The organism is Micromonospora sp. NPDC005686 (genome assembly GCF_042871665.1).
GTDB lineage: Bacteria > Actinomycetota > Actinomycetes > Mycobacteriales > Micromonosporaceae > Micromonospora.
The window spans coordinates 232,070-248,156 of record NZ_JBIAIY010000004.1 but is presented as its reverse complement, the minus strand read 5'-3'; the positions used below and the strand labels follow the sequence as shown (position 1 = coordinate 248,156).

The following is a 16,087-nucleotide window of genomic DNA, read 5'->3' as shown; positions in this document are numbered from 1 at the left end:
CGACCTCCCGGCGCACCGACCGCCCCGCCGTCGCCGGAGGAGACACACCATGACAGTCCCCGCGTCGCGGGTCCGTCGGCGGCCCGCCGTACCGGGCCGTACGCTCGCCCTGGTGCTGGCACTGGCGCTGCTGGCCCCGCTCGGGCTGATCTTCATCCAGGCCGAGCGCGACTACGCCGACGACCACGAGCTGGCCAGCCGGGAACGGCTCGGCGTCCGCTACCTGCGCGCCCTCGGGCCGATCACCGACACCCTGGTGGAGGCCCAGGCCATCGCCGTCGCCGAGGGCACCGTGTCCCGCGCCTCGCTCGCCGCCGCCATCGAGGGCGTCGCTGAGGTGGACAACGCCGTCGGCGACGAGTTGCGCACCCACGAACGCTGGGCCGGGCTGCGGGCCAAGCTGGAGTCGCTGCCCGATCGCGGGATCGGTAACCCCGAGGCGGCGTACCGGGCCTACGGCGAGGCGTCCGACCTGCTGCTGGCCCTCTACGGCAAGGTGCGGGAGAGTTCCGGCCTGGTCCGTGACCCCCGCGCCGACTCGTTCTTCCTCCAGGACGGCATCGGCGGCGACCTGCCCACCGCGACGGTGCTGGCCGGACGGCTCGTCGACCTGGGCCGGCTGGCCGCCAAGCGTCCCGCCGACGAACGCGTGCGGACGGGCGCGGAGCTGGCCGAGCTGCGGGTCGCCGCGCTCGGTCCCGCCACCGACCTGGTCGCCGACCTGCGCTCGGCGGTGGACAACTCGGAGAGCACCGACCTGGGCGCCAACGTGCTCACCCCGCTGGACACCTACCAGCGTTCGCTGGAGACGTTCTCGGTCTACTCGGCGCCCGGCGCCAGCCGGTCCGCGCCCGGCACCGACCAGCTCACCCGCGCCGGGCTCAACGCGCAGAACGCCGCCAAGCAGCTCCGTACGGTCATCCTCGACCAGCTCGACGCGCTGCTGCGGGACCGGCTCGACGCCCTCGAACGGGACCGGCTGCTGGGCCGGATCGCCGCCGGAGCGGCGCTGTTGCTCATCGCCGGGATCGTCGCGCTGCAGGTGGCCGCGCTACGCCGGGCCCGCGCGGCCGCGACACGCCGGGAGCCGGCCGAGGCCGCGCCGGCGGTCCACCCGCCGCTCACCGCACCCGAGACCGACCGCCAGCCGGTCGCGGTGGGGCGCGGCATCGACACCGACGGGTGGAGGCCGTTCGATGCTGCTCGGTAGTCTGCGGATCCGGGGCAAGCTCGCCCTGCTGGTGATCATCCCGCTGCTCAGCATGGTCGGGCTGGCCGTACCCGTGGTCATCGACCGGGTGTCCGCCGCCCGGCAGGCCGCCGACACCGCCGAGACCGTCCGCATCGCCAGCCGGGTCGGCAGCCTGGTCCAGGATCTCCAGCAGGAACGCCTGCTCTCGATCGGGCTGCTGCTGCGGCGGGTGAGCCGTACCGAGCTGATCCAGAAGTCGGCCACCGTCGACGACCGGGTCGCCGACCTGCGCGCCGAGCCGCTGCCGGCGCCGGTCCGGGAGAGCCTCGACCAGATACGCCGGCTGGAGGACGTCCGGAACGCCACGCTCGGCGGCCGGGCCACGCCGCAGCAGATCCTGACCGTTTTCGGCGAGGTCGACACCGCCCTGATCGACGCGCTGCGGCTGCCCTTCAAGGTGAACACCGACACCGCGGCCGGACGGCAGGTGCTCGCCCTGGACTCGCTGCTGCGCGTCGACGAGGCCCTGAGCTCGTGCACCACCCAGATCGTGCTGGTCAAGGCGACGGGCGACCCGCTGGTGGCCCGGTCGTTCGTGGCCTGCATGGCGGGGCTCAACGTCGACAACCGGCGGTTCCGCAAGCTGATCACGCCCGAGCAGCTCAAGGTGGCCGAGCTGGACGACGCGGCGGTGGCCGCCCGGACCAGCCCGACGTTCCTGGTGGACAGCCTCCGCGACCCGGACGCGGCGATCGCGCCGGTGCCACTGGACGTGCTGTTCCCCTCGGCTCGCTCGATGATCACGCTGGGCCAGTTCGTGGAGAAGAAGGTCGTCGCGGACGTCATCGCCGAGACCCGCGCCCGGGAACGGGAGGCGCTGACCGCGGCCTGGCTGGTCAGCCTCGCGGCGGCGGCGATCCTGCTCGTCGTGGTGCTGCTGAGCATGACGGTGGCGCGTACGGTGGCCCGGCCGCTGAGCCGGCTCACCCGTTCCGCCGAGCGGGTCGCCCGGGTCACCGAGGCCGAGCTGACCCGGGTCGCCGACGACGAGTCCGAGACCGTCCCCCCGGTACGCCTCGACCCGGTGGAGGTCAGCGCCCGGGACGAGATCGGCGACCTGGCCCGCGCGTTCGACAGGGTGCAGCACACCGCCGCCCGGCTGGTCGAGCGACAGGTCGCCGGCCGGCGCAACGTGGCGCAGATGTTCGGCCACGTCGGCCGGCGTACGCAGAACCTCGTCGGCCGCCAGATCGCGCTCATCGACCGGCTGGAACGGCAGGAGACCGACCCGGGCCGCCTGGAGCACCTCTACCGGCTGGACCACATCTCCAGCCGGTTGCGCCGCAACGCGGGCAGCCTGGTTGTGCTCTCCGGCGCCACCGGCTCGGACGGCCACGTGGCGCCGGTCCCGCTGGCCGACGTGGTCCGGCTCGCGCTCGGCGAGATCGAGGACTACACCCGCGTCGACGTGGAGGTCGCGCCCGGTGTGGCGGCGGCCCCCGCGATCGTCGGCGACCTGGTGCTGACGCTAGCCGAGCTGATGGAGAACGCCACCTCGTTCTCGCCGCCGCACACCCGCGTGGTGGTGACCGGTGAGCTGACCGACGGCGGAGCCCGGCTGGTCGTGGTCGACCACGGCATCGGTCTCACCGAGGACCGGATGGTCGAGGAGAACGCCCGGTTCACCAGGCGGGAACGCCTCGACCTCGCCCCGACCGAGGTGCTCGGCCTGTTCGTGGTCGGCCGGTTGGCCCGCCGGCACGGCTGGCGCGCCCGGCTGAGCCACACCCCCGGTGGTGGCGTCACGGCCGCCCTGGAGATCCCGGCCGCCTCGCTCGTGATCCGCCGCCCCGAGCCGGTCGGCGTCAGCGCCGGCCGGGCCGCCGTGCCCGGCGCCCGCGAGCCGGAGCCGCCGGCCGTCGAGGTCCCGGCCGGCTTCGACGTCGAGTTGCTGAGCCGGGCCACCCGCAGCATGTCCAGCGGTGACCCGTGGAACGCCTTCGGCAACCAGGACGACGAGGCAGAACCGGCCGAGGGGCCGGGGCAGCCCGGCGGCGGTCCGCCGCCGGTCTGGCCGCCGTCGGCCGTACCGCCGGCCGGCCCGGCCGCGCGTGCCGGGCACGTCGCCCCGCCGAACCCGGTCGTCGGCCCGGCCCCGGCCGCTCCCCCGGCCACCGGGCCGGCGACCGGCCCGACCCGGACCCCGCCGGCCGCCCGCCCGGCCCTGGCGCCGTCCGCCGGGCCGACGCTCGCCCCGCCACCTACCGGCCCGGCCCTGGTCCCGCCGCCCACCGGCCCGGCTCTCGCACCGCAGCACGGTCCCGGGCTCACCCCGCAGCACGGTCCCAGGCCCGTACCACAGCACCGTCCCGGGCCCGCGCCACAGCACCGGCCGGCGCCCGCGCCGCCGCCGGGTGGCGCCCGCCCGCCGGCACCGGCCGGGTCACCGCCGGCCATGCCGGCGCCGACCGGGCCGAACCCGGTCGGCCCGCCCGCCGGCCGGCCCGGCACCCGGTCGCCGATCCGGCAGCGGGTACCCGGCGCGAACCTGCCGACCGCCCCGCCCGCCGCGCCGGCCGGTCCGGCCACCGGCGGTCCGCTGATCGGCGTGCCGGCGGATCCGTCGAGCGTCCGGGCCCTGGTCGAGGAGTTCCAGGACGGGGTACGGCGGGCCCAGGGCGACGTCGGCGACACACCCCCGGCGGCGGAACGGCCCCGGCTCAGCCGCCGGGTGCCCGGCGCGAACCTGTCCGTCGCGCCGACGCAGTCCGTGCCCCCCACCAGTTCCGACCCCGGCGATCCCGTCGAGGTCCGCAACCGGATCAGCGAGTTCGAGGCGGGCGTCGCCCGTGCTCTGCGCGAAGTCAGTACCGACCGTCGCTACGAAGAGGACCCATCACGGTGACCAGCCCTTACCTCCACGAGAACGTCGAACAGAGCACCACCGGGGACCTCAGTCCCGAGGCGCGCACCTTCAACTGGCTGCTCGACTCGTTCACCTCCAGCACCGCCGGGGTGATGGAGGCGATCGCGGTCTCCTCGGACGGGCTGCTGATGGCCATGTCCGCGATCAAGGACAGGTCCAACGCGGAACGGCTCGCCGCCGTCGTCTCCGGCATGACCAGCCTCGCCGGGGGCGCCGCGAGCTGGTACGCGCTCGGCGCGCTCAACCGGGTGATCGTCGACATGGCCGAGGGGTACCTGCTCATCAGCGCGATCAGCAGCGGCTCGGTACTCGGCGTCGTCGCCGACCGCACCGCCAACCTGGGCACCGTGGCGTACGAGATGACGCTGTTCGCCGGCCGGGCCGGCGGCGCGCTGAGTCCCCGCCTGATCGCCGAGCTGAAGAACGCCGTACAGCAATGATCCCGGGGGCCGCCGGCGCGGACCCGGAGCCGGAACCCGGCATCCGGATCCGCCCCTTCCTGAGCGCGTCCGCTCCGGTGCCGGAGCCGGACGCGGGCGACGGGGAGCCGACCGGCCCACGCCCCTTCGTGCTGACCTCCGGGCGGGTGGACGGCGACCCGGCGATCGGCCTGGAGACCCAGGTCACCGCTCGCCCGGGCAGCACCTCGTGGGCGGTGACCGCCCGGTTGGCCCCGGAACTGGCGGCGATCGTCGCGATCTGTGCCGAGCCCGTCTCGGTCGCAGAGATCTCCGCCCGGACCCGGATGCACTTCGGGGTGACCCGGGTGCTGGTCGGCGACCTTCGCGCCGCCGGCCATCTCGACGTGCACGTCGCGGACGTCGACGACGCCCTCGATCCCGACATCATCCTGCGAGTGATTGATGGACTTCGTGCGATCTCCTGAATGGCCGGCGGCCGCCACGGGCGGGCCGGCCGCGAACAGCGCCCCGGGCCGCTACGGCGGCCCGGCACCGCTGATCGGCCGGGCCACGCCACCCCCGCACAGCATGCCGCTGCCGTACCTGCCGCCGGGTGCGCCGCCGGCCGAACCGGCCCCGATCGTCAGCCGGGTGCCGGCACCCCGGCCGCCGATCCCGGTAAAGATCCTCATCGCCGGCGGCTTCGGGGTCGGCAAGACCACCACCGTCGGCGCGATCTCCGAGATCGCGCCGCTGACCACCGAGGCGGAGATGACCACCGCCGGCATCGGCATCGACGACCCGGGCGGGGTCGCCGGAAAGACCACCACCACCGTCGCCATGGACTTCGGCTGCGTGACGATCGACCGCAGCCTGAAGCTCTACCTCTTCGGCACGCCCGGCCAGGCGCGCTTCGGCTTCATGTGGGACGACCTGTCCCGGGGCGCGCTCGGCGCGCTCGTGGTGGTGGACAGCGCCCGGCTCGACGACTGCTACCCGGCGATCGACTTCTTCGAACGGTCCGGGCTGCCCTTCGCGGTGGGCGTCAACGCCTTCGACGGCCGGCTGGCCCTGGACCTGCCGTCGATCCGCTGGGCGCTGGCGATCGGCGAGCAGGTGCCGCTGGTCCAGTTCGACGCCCGGGACCGCCTCTCGGTACGGGACGCCCTGCTCGTCGTCCTCGACCGCGCGCTGGACCGGGCGACCCGATCCCGGGCAGGCTGAACCGGTAGCCGTTTCGATCCGTTGTCTGGCGAAGGGGTGGACGCCATGAGAGGTGATCTGGACGAGACACTGGCCCGGATGGCACGGCGCGAGGAGGCGATGCGCCGCCGGGCACCGCTGGCCGGCGAGCCGGCCGGGACGCCCGAGCGGGACGTGCCGGCGGAGGCGGCGGACGAGCCGGGCGAGGGGCGGACGGGGCACGGCGCGTACCGGCTGCGGGGTGGAGACGCGCCGGTGCGGCGTGACCCGGTCGAGGAGGTCGCCGAGGCGGTCCGCCGGGTGGTGGCCGAGCACCCCGGGCTGGCCGTGACGCTGCGCGTGGAACTGGGCGAGCAGGCGTACCCACTGCGGGTCTCCTGGTCCGGCGCGGCGGTGACGGTGGGACCGGCGACACCGCCCGCGCCGCCACCGGCCTGGCCGATGTCGGTGAAGACGGTGCCCGCGCCCGGCCACGACTCGCTGGAGTCCGACCCGGCGGCCCGGCTGGCCGAGATGATCCGGCGCGACCCTTCACTGCTGGACGACCGGGGCCCGCGCCGACCCGGCACCTGATGATCGGGGCGGCTACTGTCGGCGGGTGGCCGAACCCGACCTGACCCTGACCGCGACGCTGCGGCCGGCCGCGCTCGACGCCCGCCGCGGCGTGGTGCGCCTGCACCCCGAGGTCCTCACCGCGCTGGCGCTGCGCCCGGGCGATCCGGTACGCCTGACCGGCCGCCGGGTCACGGCCGGCATCGCCGCCGCCGCCGCCGCGAGCACCAGCGGCGCCCTGCTGCACGCCGACGACCTGCTGCTGGGCAACCTCGGACTGCGGGCCGGCGGCCAGGTCACGGTGAGCCCGCTACCAGCGACCCCGGCACGCCGGCTCACCCTGTCCGGCCCGGCCGCCGTGATCGCCGCGGTCCCGCCGGAGATGCTGCGGCTCGCGCTGCTGGGCAAGGTGGTCACCGCCGGGGACGACGTCTCGCTGCTGCCGCAGGACGTGCTCCCGGACGCCGCCGTGCGCGGCCTGATCGAGGCCGCGCGGCGCAGTCTCGCCAGTTCCGTCGGGTACGCCTGGACGAGCACGCTGCTCACCGTCGTGTCGGCCGAGCCGGCGGTCGGCGCGCTCGTCACCATGGACACGGTGGTGGGCTGGGAACACGGCCCCGCCACCCGGGGCTCCGGCCCCGCGTCCCCGGCCTCCACCGCTCGGGTCTCCGCGCCCTCGGCCACCCCGGCCGGGACGGGACCCGCCGGTGGCCTGCTCGGCCCGGAGGACGCGCCCGACGTGGACGAGCTGCCCGGCCTGCGCGCCCAGGCCGAGGAGCTGACCGAACTGCTGGACCTGGGCTTCCACCACCGCGAGGTGCTGGGCCGCCTCGGCACCACCGTCTCGCTCGGCGTGCTGGTGGAGGGCCCGGCCGGATCGGGCAAATCCGCGCTGGTGCGTGCCGTCGCCGCCCGGGTCGGCGCGGGCGTCCGGCCGCTCTGGGCGCCGGAGCTGGCCACGCTCACCGACGACGCGGCGGCGGGCCGGCTGCGCGAGGCGGCCTCGGCGGTACGCGCCGGTGGCCCCGCCGTGCTGCTGGTCACCGATGTGGAGGCGATCGCCCCGGCCGACGAGCCGGGTCCGCTGGCCACCGTGTTCCGGCAGGTGGCGGCCGAGACGCTGCGCGCCGGCGTGGCGGTGGTGTGCACGACCGGACGCCCCGAGGCGGTGGACCCGGCGCTGCGCGGCCCGGACCTGCTCGCGCTGCGGATCACCGTGCCGCTGCCCGACGCGTCGCTGCGCCGTGAGCAGTTGACGGTGCTGACCCGGGAGGTACCGCTGGCCGGTGACGTCCGGCTGGACGAGGTGGCCGGCCGCACTCCCGGGTTCGTCGCGGCGGACCTGGCGGCGCTGGTCCGCGAGGCCGGGGTACGCGCGGCGCTGCGGCAGAAGACGGCGGAGACGCCGAGCGTGGCGATGGCCGACTTCACCGCCGCGCTGGAGGTGGTCCGGCCGACCACGATGTCCGCCTCCACGTTGGAGCTGGCGTCGGTGACGCTCGACGACGTGGGCGGGCTGCACGAGGTCAAGCAGACGCTCACCGAGTCGGTGCTCTGGCCGCTCACCTACCCGGACACGTTCGCCCGGCTGGGCGTGACGCCGCCGCGCGGCGTGCTGCTCTACGGCCCGCCAGGCTGCGGCAAGACCTATCTGGTGACCGCGCTGGCCGGCTCCGGGCGGGCGAACGTGCTGTCGGTGAAGGGCGCGGAGCTGCTCTCGAAGTGGGTGGGTGAGAGCGAGCGGGCGGTCCGGGAGCTGTTCCGCCGTGCCCGGCAGGCCGCGCCCACGCTCGTCTTCCTGGACGAGGTGGACGCGCTGGCCCCGGTACGCGGGCAGGCCACCGACGGCGGTACGACCGACCGGGTGGTGGCGGCACTGCTGACCGAACTGGACGGGGTGGAGGCACTGCGCAACGTGGTGGTGGTCGGCGCGACCAACCGCCCCGAGCTGGTCGACCCGGCGTTGCTGCGTCCGGGCCGGCTGGAACGCCTGGTCTACGTGCCCCCGCCGGACGGTCCGGCCCGTGCGGAGATCCTGCGTGCGTCCGCGCGGGACGTCCCGCTCGCGCCGGACGTGGACCTCGACGCCCTCGGCGCCGAGCTGGACGGCTTCTCCGCGGCCGACTGCGCCGCGCTGATCCGGGAGGCGGCGCTCGCCGCCATGCGCGAGTCGTTGCACGCGAGCACCGTGACCGCCGCGCACGTCGAGGCGGCCCGGGCCCGCGTCCGGCCCTCCCTGGACCCGGTGCAGCTCGCGCGCCTGGAGTCGTACGCCGCCGGCCGGTAGCGACCGGCCGGCTCGCCGAGCGGCCGGTCAGCTCTCGCCGCGGCGGCGCGCGGCCGGGCGGCGGGGCGGCTCCGGGACACGGCGGCGGCGTCCGGGTTCCCGGCGCCCGCGTGCCGGCCGGTCGCGGGAACGCTCCGCCGCCGACCGGACCGGCTGGCCGGCGTACTCGTCGTCGCCGAAGTCGTTGCCCGCGTCGTAGGCGGCGTACTCGTCGTCGGCCGGCCCGGCGTCGCCTCGCTCCTCCCGGAGCGCGGTCGCGTGGTCCCTGCCCACCCGGGAGTCCTCGATCTCACCGCGCCAGCACTCGACCGCGTCCGGGTCGAGCACGGTCCGGGTCATCACGTGCCGGACGAAGTGCCTCAGCTCCAGCCGGACCCGGCGGCCCTGGGCCCGCCACAGGTTGGCGGTGTGCTCGACGAGGCCGCGCGGGTGGTACTCCAGCACGACCAGGATCCGGGTCAGCTCCGGGGCGACCTCGTGGAAGCTGACGGTGCCGTCGACCGAGCCCTTCTCTCCGGTGGACCGCCAGTGGACGAGCCGGTCCGGGATCTGCCGGACGATGGTGGACTGCCGGCTCCGGTGCGACCAGAGCATCCGCGCCGTCCAGGTCATCCTCTCGTCGGCGTCGCAGTCGGCCCGCTCGACCTGCGGCAGGGAACTCGGGAAGTCGCCGAACGTCGTCCACTGGTCGTACGCGACCCGGACCGGGACGCCGACCTCGATGGCCTCGACCATGTTCGTGACCCTGGCCGTACGGCCGCCCTCCCGGCCTCCCCTGCGCACGCCGAGCGCCGTCATCAGCTTCTCCTTACCGCCGGCCAGGCCGGCGTGGAACATCGCCTTGACCGGGGAGGCGCCCTCGGCGAGCCGGTGCGCGCCGGTGGCGGCGGCCACCAGGCCCGGATCGCCGTCGCGCTTCGCGTACTCGCTCAACCGCCCGGTGGCGTCGGTGACCCGGTCGGCGACCACCTGCACGGCCCGCTCACCGAGCGCGGCGGCGAGGTTGCGCAGCTCGGCGCCGATCTGGTCGCGGGCCCGGTCGGCCAGGCTGCTCGTCGCCACGGCTCACCGCCCCCGATCGGCTCGGGCCGGCACCGGCTGGTCGTCCAGCTCCGGCTCCTCATCGGGCGCGGAACGCTCCTTCCCCGGTGCGGCACCTTCGGCGGCCGGCGCGGAACGCTCGCCGGCCGGCCGGTCGGCACCGGTCCTGCGGCGCAACGCGTCGGCGCCCCCGCGCAGTCGTCCGCCGATGGCGTCGATGCCGTTGCCGGCGGCGGCGGTCGCGGCCGCCCGCCCGGCGGCCACCAGCGGCGGGCCCAGCCCACCGAGGTTGCGCAACTGCGGGCTCGCGGCCATCAGGTCCTCGGCGAGCTGCTTCAGGCCCCCGGGGTGCCGGCTGGCCCGCCCGGCGGCGACCGCCGTGGCGAGCGTCAACGCGGTACGCATCTTCTTCCGGCGACCCAGCAGGTAGCCGAACCCGACGGCGAACGCCACCCGTGCTCCGCTTCTCATCCGCTCTCCTTCGCGCTCCCGGGAAGTCGCGGACCCGGAGACGCGGGCTACCCGTCAGACCATCGGAGAAACGTCTCCACACGAGCGCGAGACCGCCCACCGAGGCGGCGTCGAGCAGGAGGAACCCGGATGAGGTGGCTCAGCGGATCGGCAGGGCGGAGTCCAGCGACATCCGGGCGTGCAGCCTTCCGTCTTCGGTACGCAGTTCCGCGCCGCACTTACGCAGCACCGAGATCGCACCCGCGTTGTCCGGCGTGGTGTTCGCGACCACCGTGTGCATCCCGGCCGCGGCGGCGGCGTTCAGCAACTGGCGCAGGGCGGCGACGCCCAGGCCCCGGCCCCGCGCCGACCGGCCGAGCCACATGCCGGTCTCCACGGTTCCCGGCTCGTCCCGGCGGGTCATCCGCACCACGCCGACCACCTCGCCGCCGGAGACGATCGCGTACATGGCCGTGCCGGTGGGGCCGTTCAGCCCGCCGAGGCTGGCGCGGTGGAACTCGCGGAACGCGTCGCGGCGGGCCAGCGACCAGCCCGCCGGGGCGTCCACCGGAGGCATGACGTCATCCGGTTCCGCCTCAGCCGCCGCTACGGAGAGCAACGGTTCCAGGTTCCGTTCGTTCACCGGCTCCAGCCGTACCGCACCCGTCACGTCCGCAGTCTGCCGCCCGCCCGTCCGAGTCGTCCACCGCTTTGGGGAGGGATTGCCGCTACGGCCGACCGCCTCGTCCGGTCGTACCCCCGGGTGTTTCCGCCTCACGCTGCGTTGTCATCCGACCGGTCGTTCCGGGGTGAGCGTGGTCACGGCCGGGGGATCGAACTCGCAGCACACGGCCGAGGCGTCGTCGGTGCGCTTGTGCCGCCGCCGACCCCGATCGCGGCAACCGTGCGTCATCATCTCCGGACCTTCGGTAGCGTCGGGGGTGACGGGGGTCGGTCCCGGTGACAGGGGGGTACGAGATGTTGGAGCGGTTGCACGAGGGTGGCATCCGGGCGGAGCACGCCTACCTCGCCGGATTCGTCAGCATCGGCCTCTCGGTCACGAGCTGGTTCCTCTCCAAGCACATGGAGCGCGCCGGGGTGGCGCGGGCGGACCGCTGGGGCATCTTCATCGGCGAGTGGGCGCCGACGTTCTTCGCCATCGGCAACGGGCTGCGCACGTACGAGAAGTGACGCCTGTCAGCGTCGCCGGCTACGGGCGCGCGACGAACGCAGCCGGCGCAGCCGGCCGATCAGCACCGGCTCGGCGGCGAGCGCGGCCGGGTGGTCGAGCAGGGCGTTGAGCAGCTGGTAGTAGCGGGTCGCGGAGAGCCCGAAGGTGTCCCGGATGGCCTGTTCCTTGGCGCCGGCATGCTTCCACCACTGCGCCTCGAAGGCGAGGATCCGCCGCTCGCGCTCGGTGAGGCCGGCCGGCGCCGCGCCCGCACCGGCCGCAGCGCCCACGTCTGCCGCGTCCGGCCCGGCCTGCTCGACCGGCGCGGCGGACTCGACGGACGATCCGGGCTCGACGGACGATCCGGGCTCGACGGGCGATCCGGGCTCGACCGGTCGTGCGGACTCCGACGGCGCGTCCGGCTTCGGCGGTGCTGTGGACTCGACGGGAGGAGCGGTGCGCGGTGGCGGAACGCTCCCGCCCGCGTGGCGCGTACCCGCTGTGGGCCCCGGCGGGTCGGACCGGTCGACGGCGGCCCGCTGCGAGGCGTCGGCGGACATGGTGCTCCTCTCCGACGGCGGGTGACCGGCGCGCGGAGCGCGCCGGCCGGGGGAGCCCCAGCGTAACCAGGGCCGCCCCCCCCGGCCGCATCGGACGCGGGGTCCGCGCCGCCGGGCGGTGCCGGCGGCGCGGACCAGGTCAGGCGATGTCCCGCCGCCGCATCGTCCAGAACGCGGCCACCACCGCGCCGAGCAGGGCCACGCCGAACACCACAGCCGACTGCTGCCAGGTGACCATGTACGTGGCCGGCTCGCAGGCGCCCTGGGAGAACTGGCAGGTGTCGTAGTCGAACAGCTCCGCCTGCTTCAGGAACCACGACTGGGCGTACGTGGACAGCACGTACCGGTCACCGAACTGGACCCCGAGCACCGCCACCGCGATCCGGATGCCGATCTCACTCACCGCGAAGATGCCCACCGCCGCACCCAGCGCCATCGCGGTGTGCCGGCCGAGCGAGGCCAGCGCGAACCCGAACGCCGCCACGAGGAGCGTCATCGCCAGCGCACGCAGCCCGTCCAGCCCGATCGACTGCCACACTCCGGGGGTCATCTTCGCGGTGCTGCCGCGCTGGCTGGCGATCAGCCAGAACGCCGCCGTCCAGAGGGCGCCGAGCACCACTGTCAGACCGAACACGGTGGCGAGCAGGGCGGCCAGTTTCGTGCCCAGCACGGTCAGCCGTTTCGGCCGCCAGAGCAGCAGGTTCATCATCCCGCCGGTGTTCCACTCGGCGCCCACGAAGGAGGCGCCGACGATGAAGCCGAACAGCGCCACGGAGGCGGCGAACACGGCGATGAAGAGGGGGAACTCGGCCCGGAAGTCGAACTGGTACGGCAGGTTCCACTTCGGGTCGAACATGTCCGGCTGCGGCTGGTAGTCCTTGCCGCAGTTCGGGCCGTACTCCTCCTCGGTCTGCTCGCCGCGGGCCTGAGCAGCCTCACACTCGGTGATCGAACGCTTCCACCGCTCCGTCGCCTGCTGGTACTGGGCCCGGGAGTCGGCCTCCGCCGCCGCCACCACCGTCGGGGAGAGCTTCTCGCTGGAGAAGCTGAACGCGGTCGCGACGGTGGCCAGGCCGAGCACCAGCAGGACCAGCATCAGCCGGGTGACCCGGCGCTTGCCGAGCCGGCGCAGCTCGGTGACGAACAGGCTCATGCGCCCCAACCTCCTGCGGTGACGGTCTGGTCGACCTTCGCGGACTGGTCGACCTGACGGTGCTGACCGGCGATCGGCGCGGTGGCGGTCAGTTCGAGGAAGACGCTCTCCAGGTCGACAGCGACCGGGGTGAGCTCGCTGACGTACAGGCCCTGCTCGGCGAGGAGCCGGCTGACGGTGGCCGGCTTGTCCACGCCGGACAGCATCAGGTGGTCCGGCTCGGCGGCGACGCGGACCCCGGCACGGCTGAGCGCGTCGGCGGCCTGGGGCAGGTCGCTGACCGCCTCCAGGCGTACCCGCACGGCGCCCTGGGAGTGGGCCGCGAGCACCTGGTCGACCGGGCCGAACGCGACCCGGCGGCCGAGCGAGATGATCGTGACCGAGTCGCAGATGAGCTGGATCTCGCCGAGGATGTGGCTGGAGAGCACCACTGTCATCCCGGCCTCGGACAGCTCCCGCATCAGCCCGCGCATCTCCCGGATGCCGCCCGGGTCGAGGCCGTTCGCCGGCTCGTCGAGGATCAGCAGCTTGGGGTTCTTGAGCAGCGCGGAGGCGACCGCCAGCCGCTGCTTCATGCCGAGCGAGTAGGTCTTGACCCGCTCGCCGGCCCGGTCGCGCAGCCCGACCAGCTCCAGCACCTCGTCGACGCGCTGCTTGGGCAGCTCACCGGCCTGAGCGAGCAGGCCCAGGGTGTCGCGGGCGGAGAAGTGCGGGAAGAACTGCGGACTCTCCACGATGGCGCCGACCTGCCCGGCGACCGCCGGAAGCGAGTGCGGCAGCTCCTGGCCGAGAATGGCCATCCGGCCACCGTTCGGCTTGATCAGGCCGAGCAGCGTACGCAGCGTGGTGGTCTTGCCCGAGCCGTTCGGACCGAGGAAGCCGTGCACCTGGCCGGCTTCCACTCGCATGTCGAAGCCGTCGAGCGCGTGGCGGACCCCTCGCTTCCGGCTCCGGTACGTCTTGCGGAGACCTTCGATCTCCAGGACAGCCGACACAGCTGACCTCCCCCGATAAGTAGGCGTCAGCGACACCATACGCGGTATGCATCAGAAGGCAATACCCGGTATGCAGCGTCGGCGTGTCGGGTGAGGTCAGGCGCAGACGACGTGTACGCCGGCGTCGCGGAACGCCGCCACCACCTCCGGGGACGCGCCGGAGTCGGTCACCAGGGTCTCCACGCGGTCCACCGCGCAGATCCGCGCGAACGCGTGCCCGCCGAGCTTCGAGGAATCAGCTATCACCACGACCCGCTTGGCCCGGGCAACCATGAGGCTGTTCATGGCCGCCTCGCCCTCGTGGTGCGCGGCGGCACCCAGCTGCGGGTCGATCGCGTCCACGCCGAGCAGCGCGACGTCGAGCGTGACCTCGCGCAGCAGCGCCCCGCCGAGCGGGCCGACCAGCTCGAACGACTTGGGCCGGACCACGCCGCCGGCCACCACCACCTTCATCCGCGAACGCACCAGCAGTTCGTTGGCGATGTTCAGCGCGTTCGTCACCACGGTGAGCTGGGCGCCCTCGGCGCTGGTGTTGAGATCCGGACGGACCGCCAGCGCCCGGGCCACCTCGGTGCTCGTGGTGCCGCCGTTGAGGCCGACGACGGTGCCCGGCGACACGAGCGCGGCGGCCGCCGCGCCGATCCGCTGCTTCTCGGCCGAGTGCTTAGCGGTCTTGTAGCGCAGCGGCAGGTCGTAGGAGACGCCGTTGGCGACCGCGCCACCCCGGGTACGGGTGATCATCTGCTGCTGGGCGAGCTGGTCGAAGTCACGCCGGATGGTGGCCTGGGAGACATCCAGCCGCTCGGCCGCCTCCTCGACGCTGACCCGGCCGCTGTTGGTCAGCATCTCCAGCAGCGCGTTCCAGCGCGCGTAGCGGTCCACCGCGGGGCCTCCCCAGTTGTGCGTGAACGGTGATCGGTTGCGTGCACACTAGTGCGCGAAAATGGGTCCGCGCAAAACCCTGCGCTGCGCGAACTGGGGGACGGTTGCCACGACCGCAGGGTTTCACGCAGAATGGCGCGCGAAAGGCGGCCGTATCGCGCCGTATTGCGCAAAGTCTCCCCCGGCGAGGAGTTGTCATGGCGTACGTGCACGCGGAGATCGCGAGCCAGCCCGACTGCTGGCGGGAGGCGGCGCGACTCGCCCCGACCGTCGCGGAGCACCTGCCGCGCCCCGGCGAGCGGGTCGCCGTCGTCGGTTGCGGCACGTCGTGGTTCATGGCCATGGCGTACGCCGGGCTGCGCGAGGCCGCCGGCCAGGGCGAGACCGACGCCTTCCAGGCCAGCGAGTTCCCGGCCGGCCGCCACTACGACCGGCTGATCGCGATCACCCGCTCCGGCACCACCACCGAGGTGCTCGACCTGCTCACCGCGCTGCGCGGGCGGATCCCCACCACGGTCCTGGTCGGCGACCCGGACTCGGCCGCCGTCACGCTCGCCGACGCCACAGTCACGCTGCCCTTCGCCGACGAGCGGGCCGTGGTGCAGACCCGCTTCGCCACCACAGCGCTCGCGCTGCTGCGCGCCCACCTCGGCGAGGACCTGGGCCGCCTGGCCGCCGACGCCGAGGTGGCCGTACGCGCCCCGCTGCCGATCGACCCGGCCGGCATCGAGCAGGTCACCTTCCTCGGTCGCGGCTGGACCGTCGGCCTGGCCCAGGAGGCCGCGCTGAAGTGCCGCGAGGCGGCCACGTTCTGGGCCGAGGCGTACCCGGCCATGGACTACCGGCACGGACCGATCTCGGTGGCCGCGCCCGGCCGTCTCGTGTGGGCGCTCGGCGAGATCCCGGACGGCCTGCCGGAGGACGTGGCAGCCACCGGCGCCGCGTTCGTGCACAGCCGCACGCACGGCTGGCGCACGGTGCTGACGAGCTGGTCGGCCGGCCGCAACCCGGTCGACCCGATGGCCGACCTGATCCTGGCCCAGCGGTTCGCGGTAGCGCTCGCCACCAGCCGCGGCCTCGACCCGGACGCGCCCCGCCACCTCACCCGGTCCGTGGTCCTGGCATGAGCGAACGCACCGAGCGCAGCGAGGGCCGTGAGCGCATGCCCAGCCAGCACCGCATGAGCGAACGCACCGAGCGCAGCGAGGGCCGTGAGCGCATGCCCAGCCAGCACCGCATGAGCGAACGCACCGAGCGCAGCGAGGGCCGTGAGC

16 protein-coding genes are annotated in these 16,087 nt (G+C 74.5%); 9 read left to right on the top strand and 7 right to left on the bottom strand.

Translation table 11 applies throughout. The features are described 5' to 3' along the window. Positions 1 to 49 precede the first annotated feature (49 nt). The 7 genes from ACFYON_RS11605 to ACFYON_RS11575 are packed head-to-tail and all read left to right on the top strand — an operon-like array spanning position 50 to position 8,561. Positions 50 to 1,210 (top strand): hypothetical protein, encoded by a 1,161-nt coding sequence (locus ACFYON_RS11605; protein ID WP_354868681.1) that lies wholly within the window; start codon positions 50 to 52, stop codon positions 1,208 to 1,210. Next, positions 1,197 to 4,097 (top strand): nitrate- and nitrite sensing domain-containing protein, encoded by a 2,901-nt coding sequence (locus tag ACFYON_RS11600; RefSeq protein WP_355015072.1) that lies wholly within the window; start codon positions 1,197 to 1,199, stop codon positions 4,095 to 4,097. Before ACFYON_RS11605 ends, ACFYON_RS11600 begins: the two co-directional genes overlap by 14 nt. Beyond that, positions 4,094 to 4,558: a roadblock/LC7 domain-containing protein gene (locus ACFYON_RS11595; protein ID WP_354868687.1), complete on the top strand. Its 465-nt coding sequence runs from the start codon at positions 4,094 to 4,096 to the stop codon at positions 4,556 to 4,558. Before ACFYON_RS11600 ends, ACFYON_RS11595 begins: the two co-directional genes overlap by 4 nt. After that, a complete protein-coding gene (locus tag ACFYON_RS11590) occupies positions 4,555 to 5,004 on the top strand; it encodes a DUF742 domain-containing protein (protein WP_354868689.1) in 450 nt (149 codons plus the stop codon). Before ACFYON_RS11595 ends, ACFYON_RS11590 begins: the two co-directional genes overlap by 4 nt. Next, positions 4,982 to 5,743: an ATP/GTP-binding protein gene (locus ACFYON_RS11585; protein WP_354868690.1), complete on the top strand. Its 762-nt coding sequence runs from the start codon at positions 4,982 to 4,984 to the stop codon at positions 5,741 to 5,743. The genes ACFYON_RS11590 and ACFYON_RS11585 overlap by 23 nt, the downstream gene beginning before the upstream one ends. Positions 5,744 to 5,788: 45 nt before the next feature. After that, positions 5,789 to 6,295, top strand: a complete 507-nt coding sequence (locus tag ACFYON_RS11580) for a hypothetical protein (protein WP_355015073.1) — start codon at positions 5,789 to 5,791, stop codon at positions 6,293 to 6,295. 25 nt (positions 6,296 to 6,320) lie between these two features. Beyond that, a complete protein-coding gene (locus tag ACFYON_RS11575; RefSeq protein ID WP_355015074.1) occupies positions 6,321 to 8,561 on the top strand; it encodes an AAA family ATPase in 2,241 nt (746 codons plus the stop codon). A 27-nt stretch (positions 8,562 to 8,588) separates the two neighbouring features. On the opposite strand, the gene ACFYON_RS11570 is transcribed toward ACFYON_RS11575, so the two are convergent. The 3 genes from ACFYON_RS11570 to ACFYON_RS11560 all read right to left on the bottom strand — a co-directional run bounded on the left by ACFYON_RS11570 (position 8,589) and on the right by ACFYON_RS11560 (position 10,722). Then, positions 8,589 to 9,623 carry an SRPBCC family protein gene (locus ACFYON_RS11570; protein ID WP_355015075.1) on the bottom strand — a complete coding sequence of 345 codons (1,035 nt, stop codon included), beginning with the start codon at positions 9,621 to 9,623 and terminating at the stop codon, positions 8,589 to 8,591. Between the two features lie 3 nt (positions 9,624 to 9,626). Next, complete coding sequence (locus tag ACFYON_RS11565; protein ID WP_355015076.1) at positions 9,627 to 10,073, bottom strand: hypothetical protein; 447 nt, start codon at positions 10,071 to 10,073, stop codon at positions 9,627 to 9,629. A gap of 139 nt (positions 10,074 to 10,212) precedes the next feature. After that, complete coding sequence (locus ACFYON_RS11560) at positions 10,213 to 10,722, bottom strand: GNAT family N-acetyltransferase (RefSeq protein WP_354868700.1); 510 nt, start codon at positions 10,720 to 10,722, stop codon at positions 10,213 to 10,215. A 308-nt stretch (positions 10,723 to 11,030) separates the two neighbouring features. On the opposite strand from ACFYON_RS11560, the gene ACFYON_RS11555 reads away from it, so the two are divergent. Then, a complete protein-coding gene (locus ACFYON_RS11555; RefSeq protein WP_013288875.1) occupies positions 11,031 to 11,243 on the top strand; it encodes a hypothetical protein in 213 nt (70 codons plus the stop codon). Positions 11,244 to 11,249: 6 nt separating this feature from the next. Here ACFYON_RS11555 and ACFYON_RS11550 read toward each other — a convergent pair whose 3' ends face one another. The 4 genes from ACFYON_RS11550 to ACFYON_RS11535 form a co-directional block, all read right to left on the bottom strand. Then, a complete protein-coding gene (locus ACFYON_RS11550; protein ID WP_355015077.1) occupies positions 11,250 to 11,783 on the bottom strand; it encodes a DUF3263 domain-containing protein in 534 nt (177 codons plus the stop codon). 139 nt (positions 11,784 to 11,922) lie between these two features. Continuing rightward, on the bottom strand, positions 11,923 to 12,936 hold the full coding sequence (locus ACFYON_RS11545) for an ABC transporter permease subunit (RefSeq protein ID WP_355015078.1): 1,014 nt from the start codon (positions 12,934 to 12,936) through the stop codon (positions 11,923 to 11,925). Beyond that, on the bottom strand, positions 12,933 to 13,931 hold the full coding sequence (locus tag ACFYON_RS11540) for an ATP-binding cassette domain-containing protein (protein ID WP_354868707.1): 999 nt from the start codon (positions 13,929 to 13,931) through the stop codon (positions 12,933 to 12,935). Before ACFYON_RS11540 ends, ACFYON_RS11545 begins: the two co-directional genes overlap by 4 nt. A gap of 96 nt (positions 13,932 to 14,027) precedes the next feature. Continuing rightward, the gene (locus tag ACFYON_RS11535; protein ID WP_354868709.1) at positions 14,028 to 14,813 is read right to left on the bottom strand and encodes a DeoR/GlpR family DNA-binding transcription regulator; all 786 of its coding nucleotides are present in this window, start codon (positions 14,811 to 14,813) and stop codon (positions 14,028 to 14,030) included. A 197-nt stretch (positions 14,814 to 15,010) separates the two neighbouring features. Here ACFYON_RS11535 and ACFYON_RS11530 point away from each other — a divergent pair, with 197 nt between their 5' ends. After that, a complete protein-coding gene (locus tag ACFYON_RS11530) occupies positions 15,011 to 15,940 on the top strand; it encodes a sugar isomerase (RefSeq protein ID WP_354868711.1) in 930 nt (309 codons plus the stop codon). Positions 15,941 to 16,087: the final 147 nt, after the last annotated feature.

Excerpts from the sequence above, each read along its gene's own strand:
- ACFYON_RS11605 (WP_354868681.1), top strand. The coding sequence starts at position 50 with ATGACAGTCCCCGCGTCGCGGGTCCGTCGGCGGCCCGCCGTACCGGGC.
- ACFYON_RS11600 (WP_355015072.1), top strand. The coding sequence starts at position 1,197 with ATGCTGCTCGGTAGTCTGCGGATCCGGGGCAAGCTCGCCCTGCTGGTG.
- ACFYON_RS11590 (WP_354868689.1), top strand. The coding sequence starts at position 4,555 with ATGATCCCGGGGGCCGCCGGCGCGGACCCGGAGCCGGAACCCGGCATC.
- ACFYON_RS11585 (WP_354868690.1), top strand. The coding sequence starts at position 4,982 with ATGGACTTCGTGCGATCTCCTGAATGGCCGGCGGCCGCCACGGGCGGG.
- ACFYON_RS11580 (WP_355015073.1), top strand. The coding sequence starts at position 5,789 with ATGAGAGGTGATCTGGACGAGACACTGGCCCGGATGGCACGGCGCGAG.
- ACFYON_RS11565 (WP_355015076.1), bottom strand. The coding sequence starts at position 10,073 with ATGAGAAGCGGAGCACGGGTGGCGTTCGCCGTCGGGTTCGGCTACCTG.
- ACFYON_RS11555 (WP_013288875.1), top strand. The coding sequence starts at position 11,031 with ATGTTGGAGCGGTTGCACGAGGGTGGCATCCGGGCGGAGCACGCCTAC.
- ACFYON_RS11550 (WP_355015077.1), bottom strand. The coding sequence starts at position 11,783 with ATGTCCGCCGACGCCTCGCAGCGGGCCGCCGTCGACCGGTCCGACCCG.
- ACFYON_RS11545 (WP_355015078.1), bottom strand. The coding sequence starts at position 12,936 with ATGAGCCTGTTCGTCACCGAGCTGCGCCGGCTCGGCAAGCGCCGGGTC.
- ACFYON_RS11530 (WP_354868711.1), top strand. The coding sequence starts at position 15,011 with ATGGCGTACGTGCACGCGGAGATCGCGAGCCAGCCCGACTGCTGGCGG.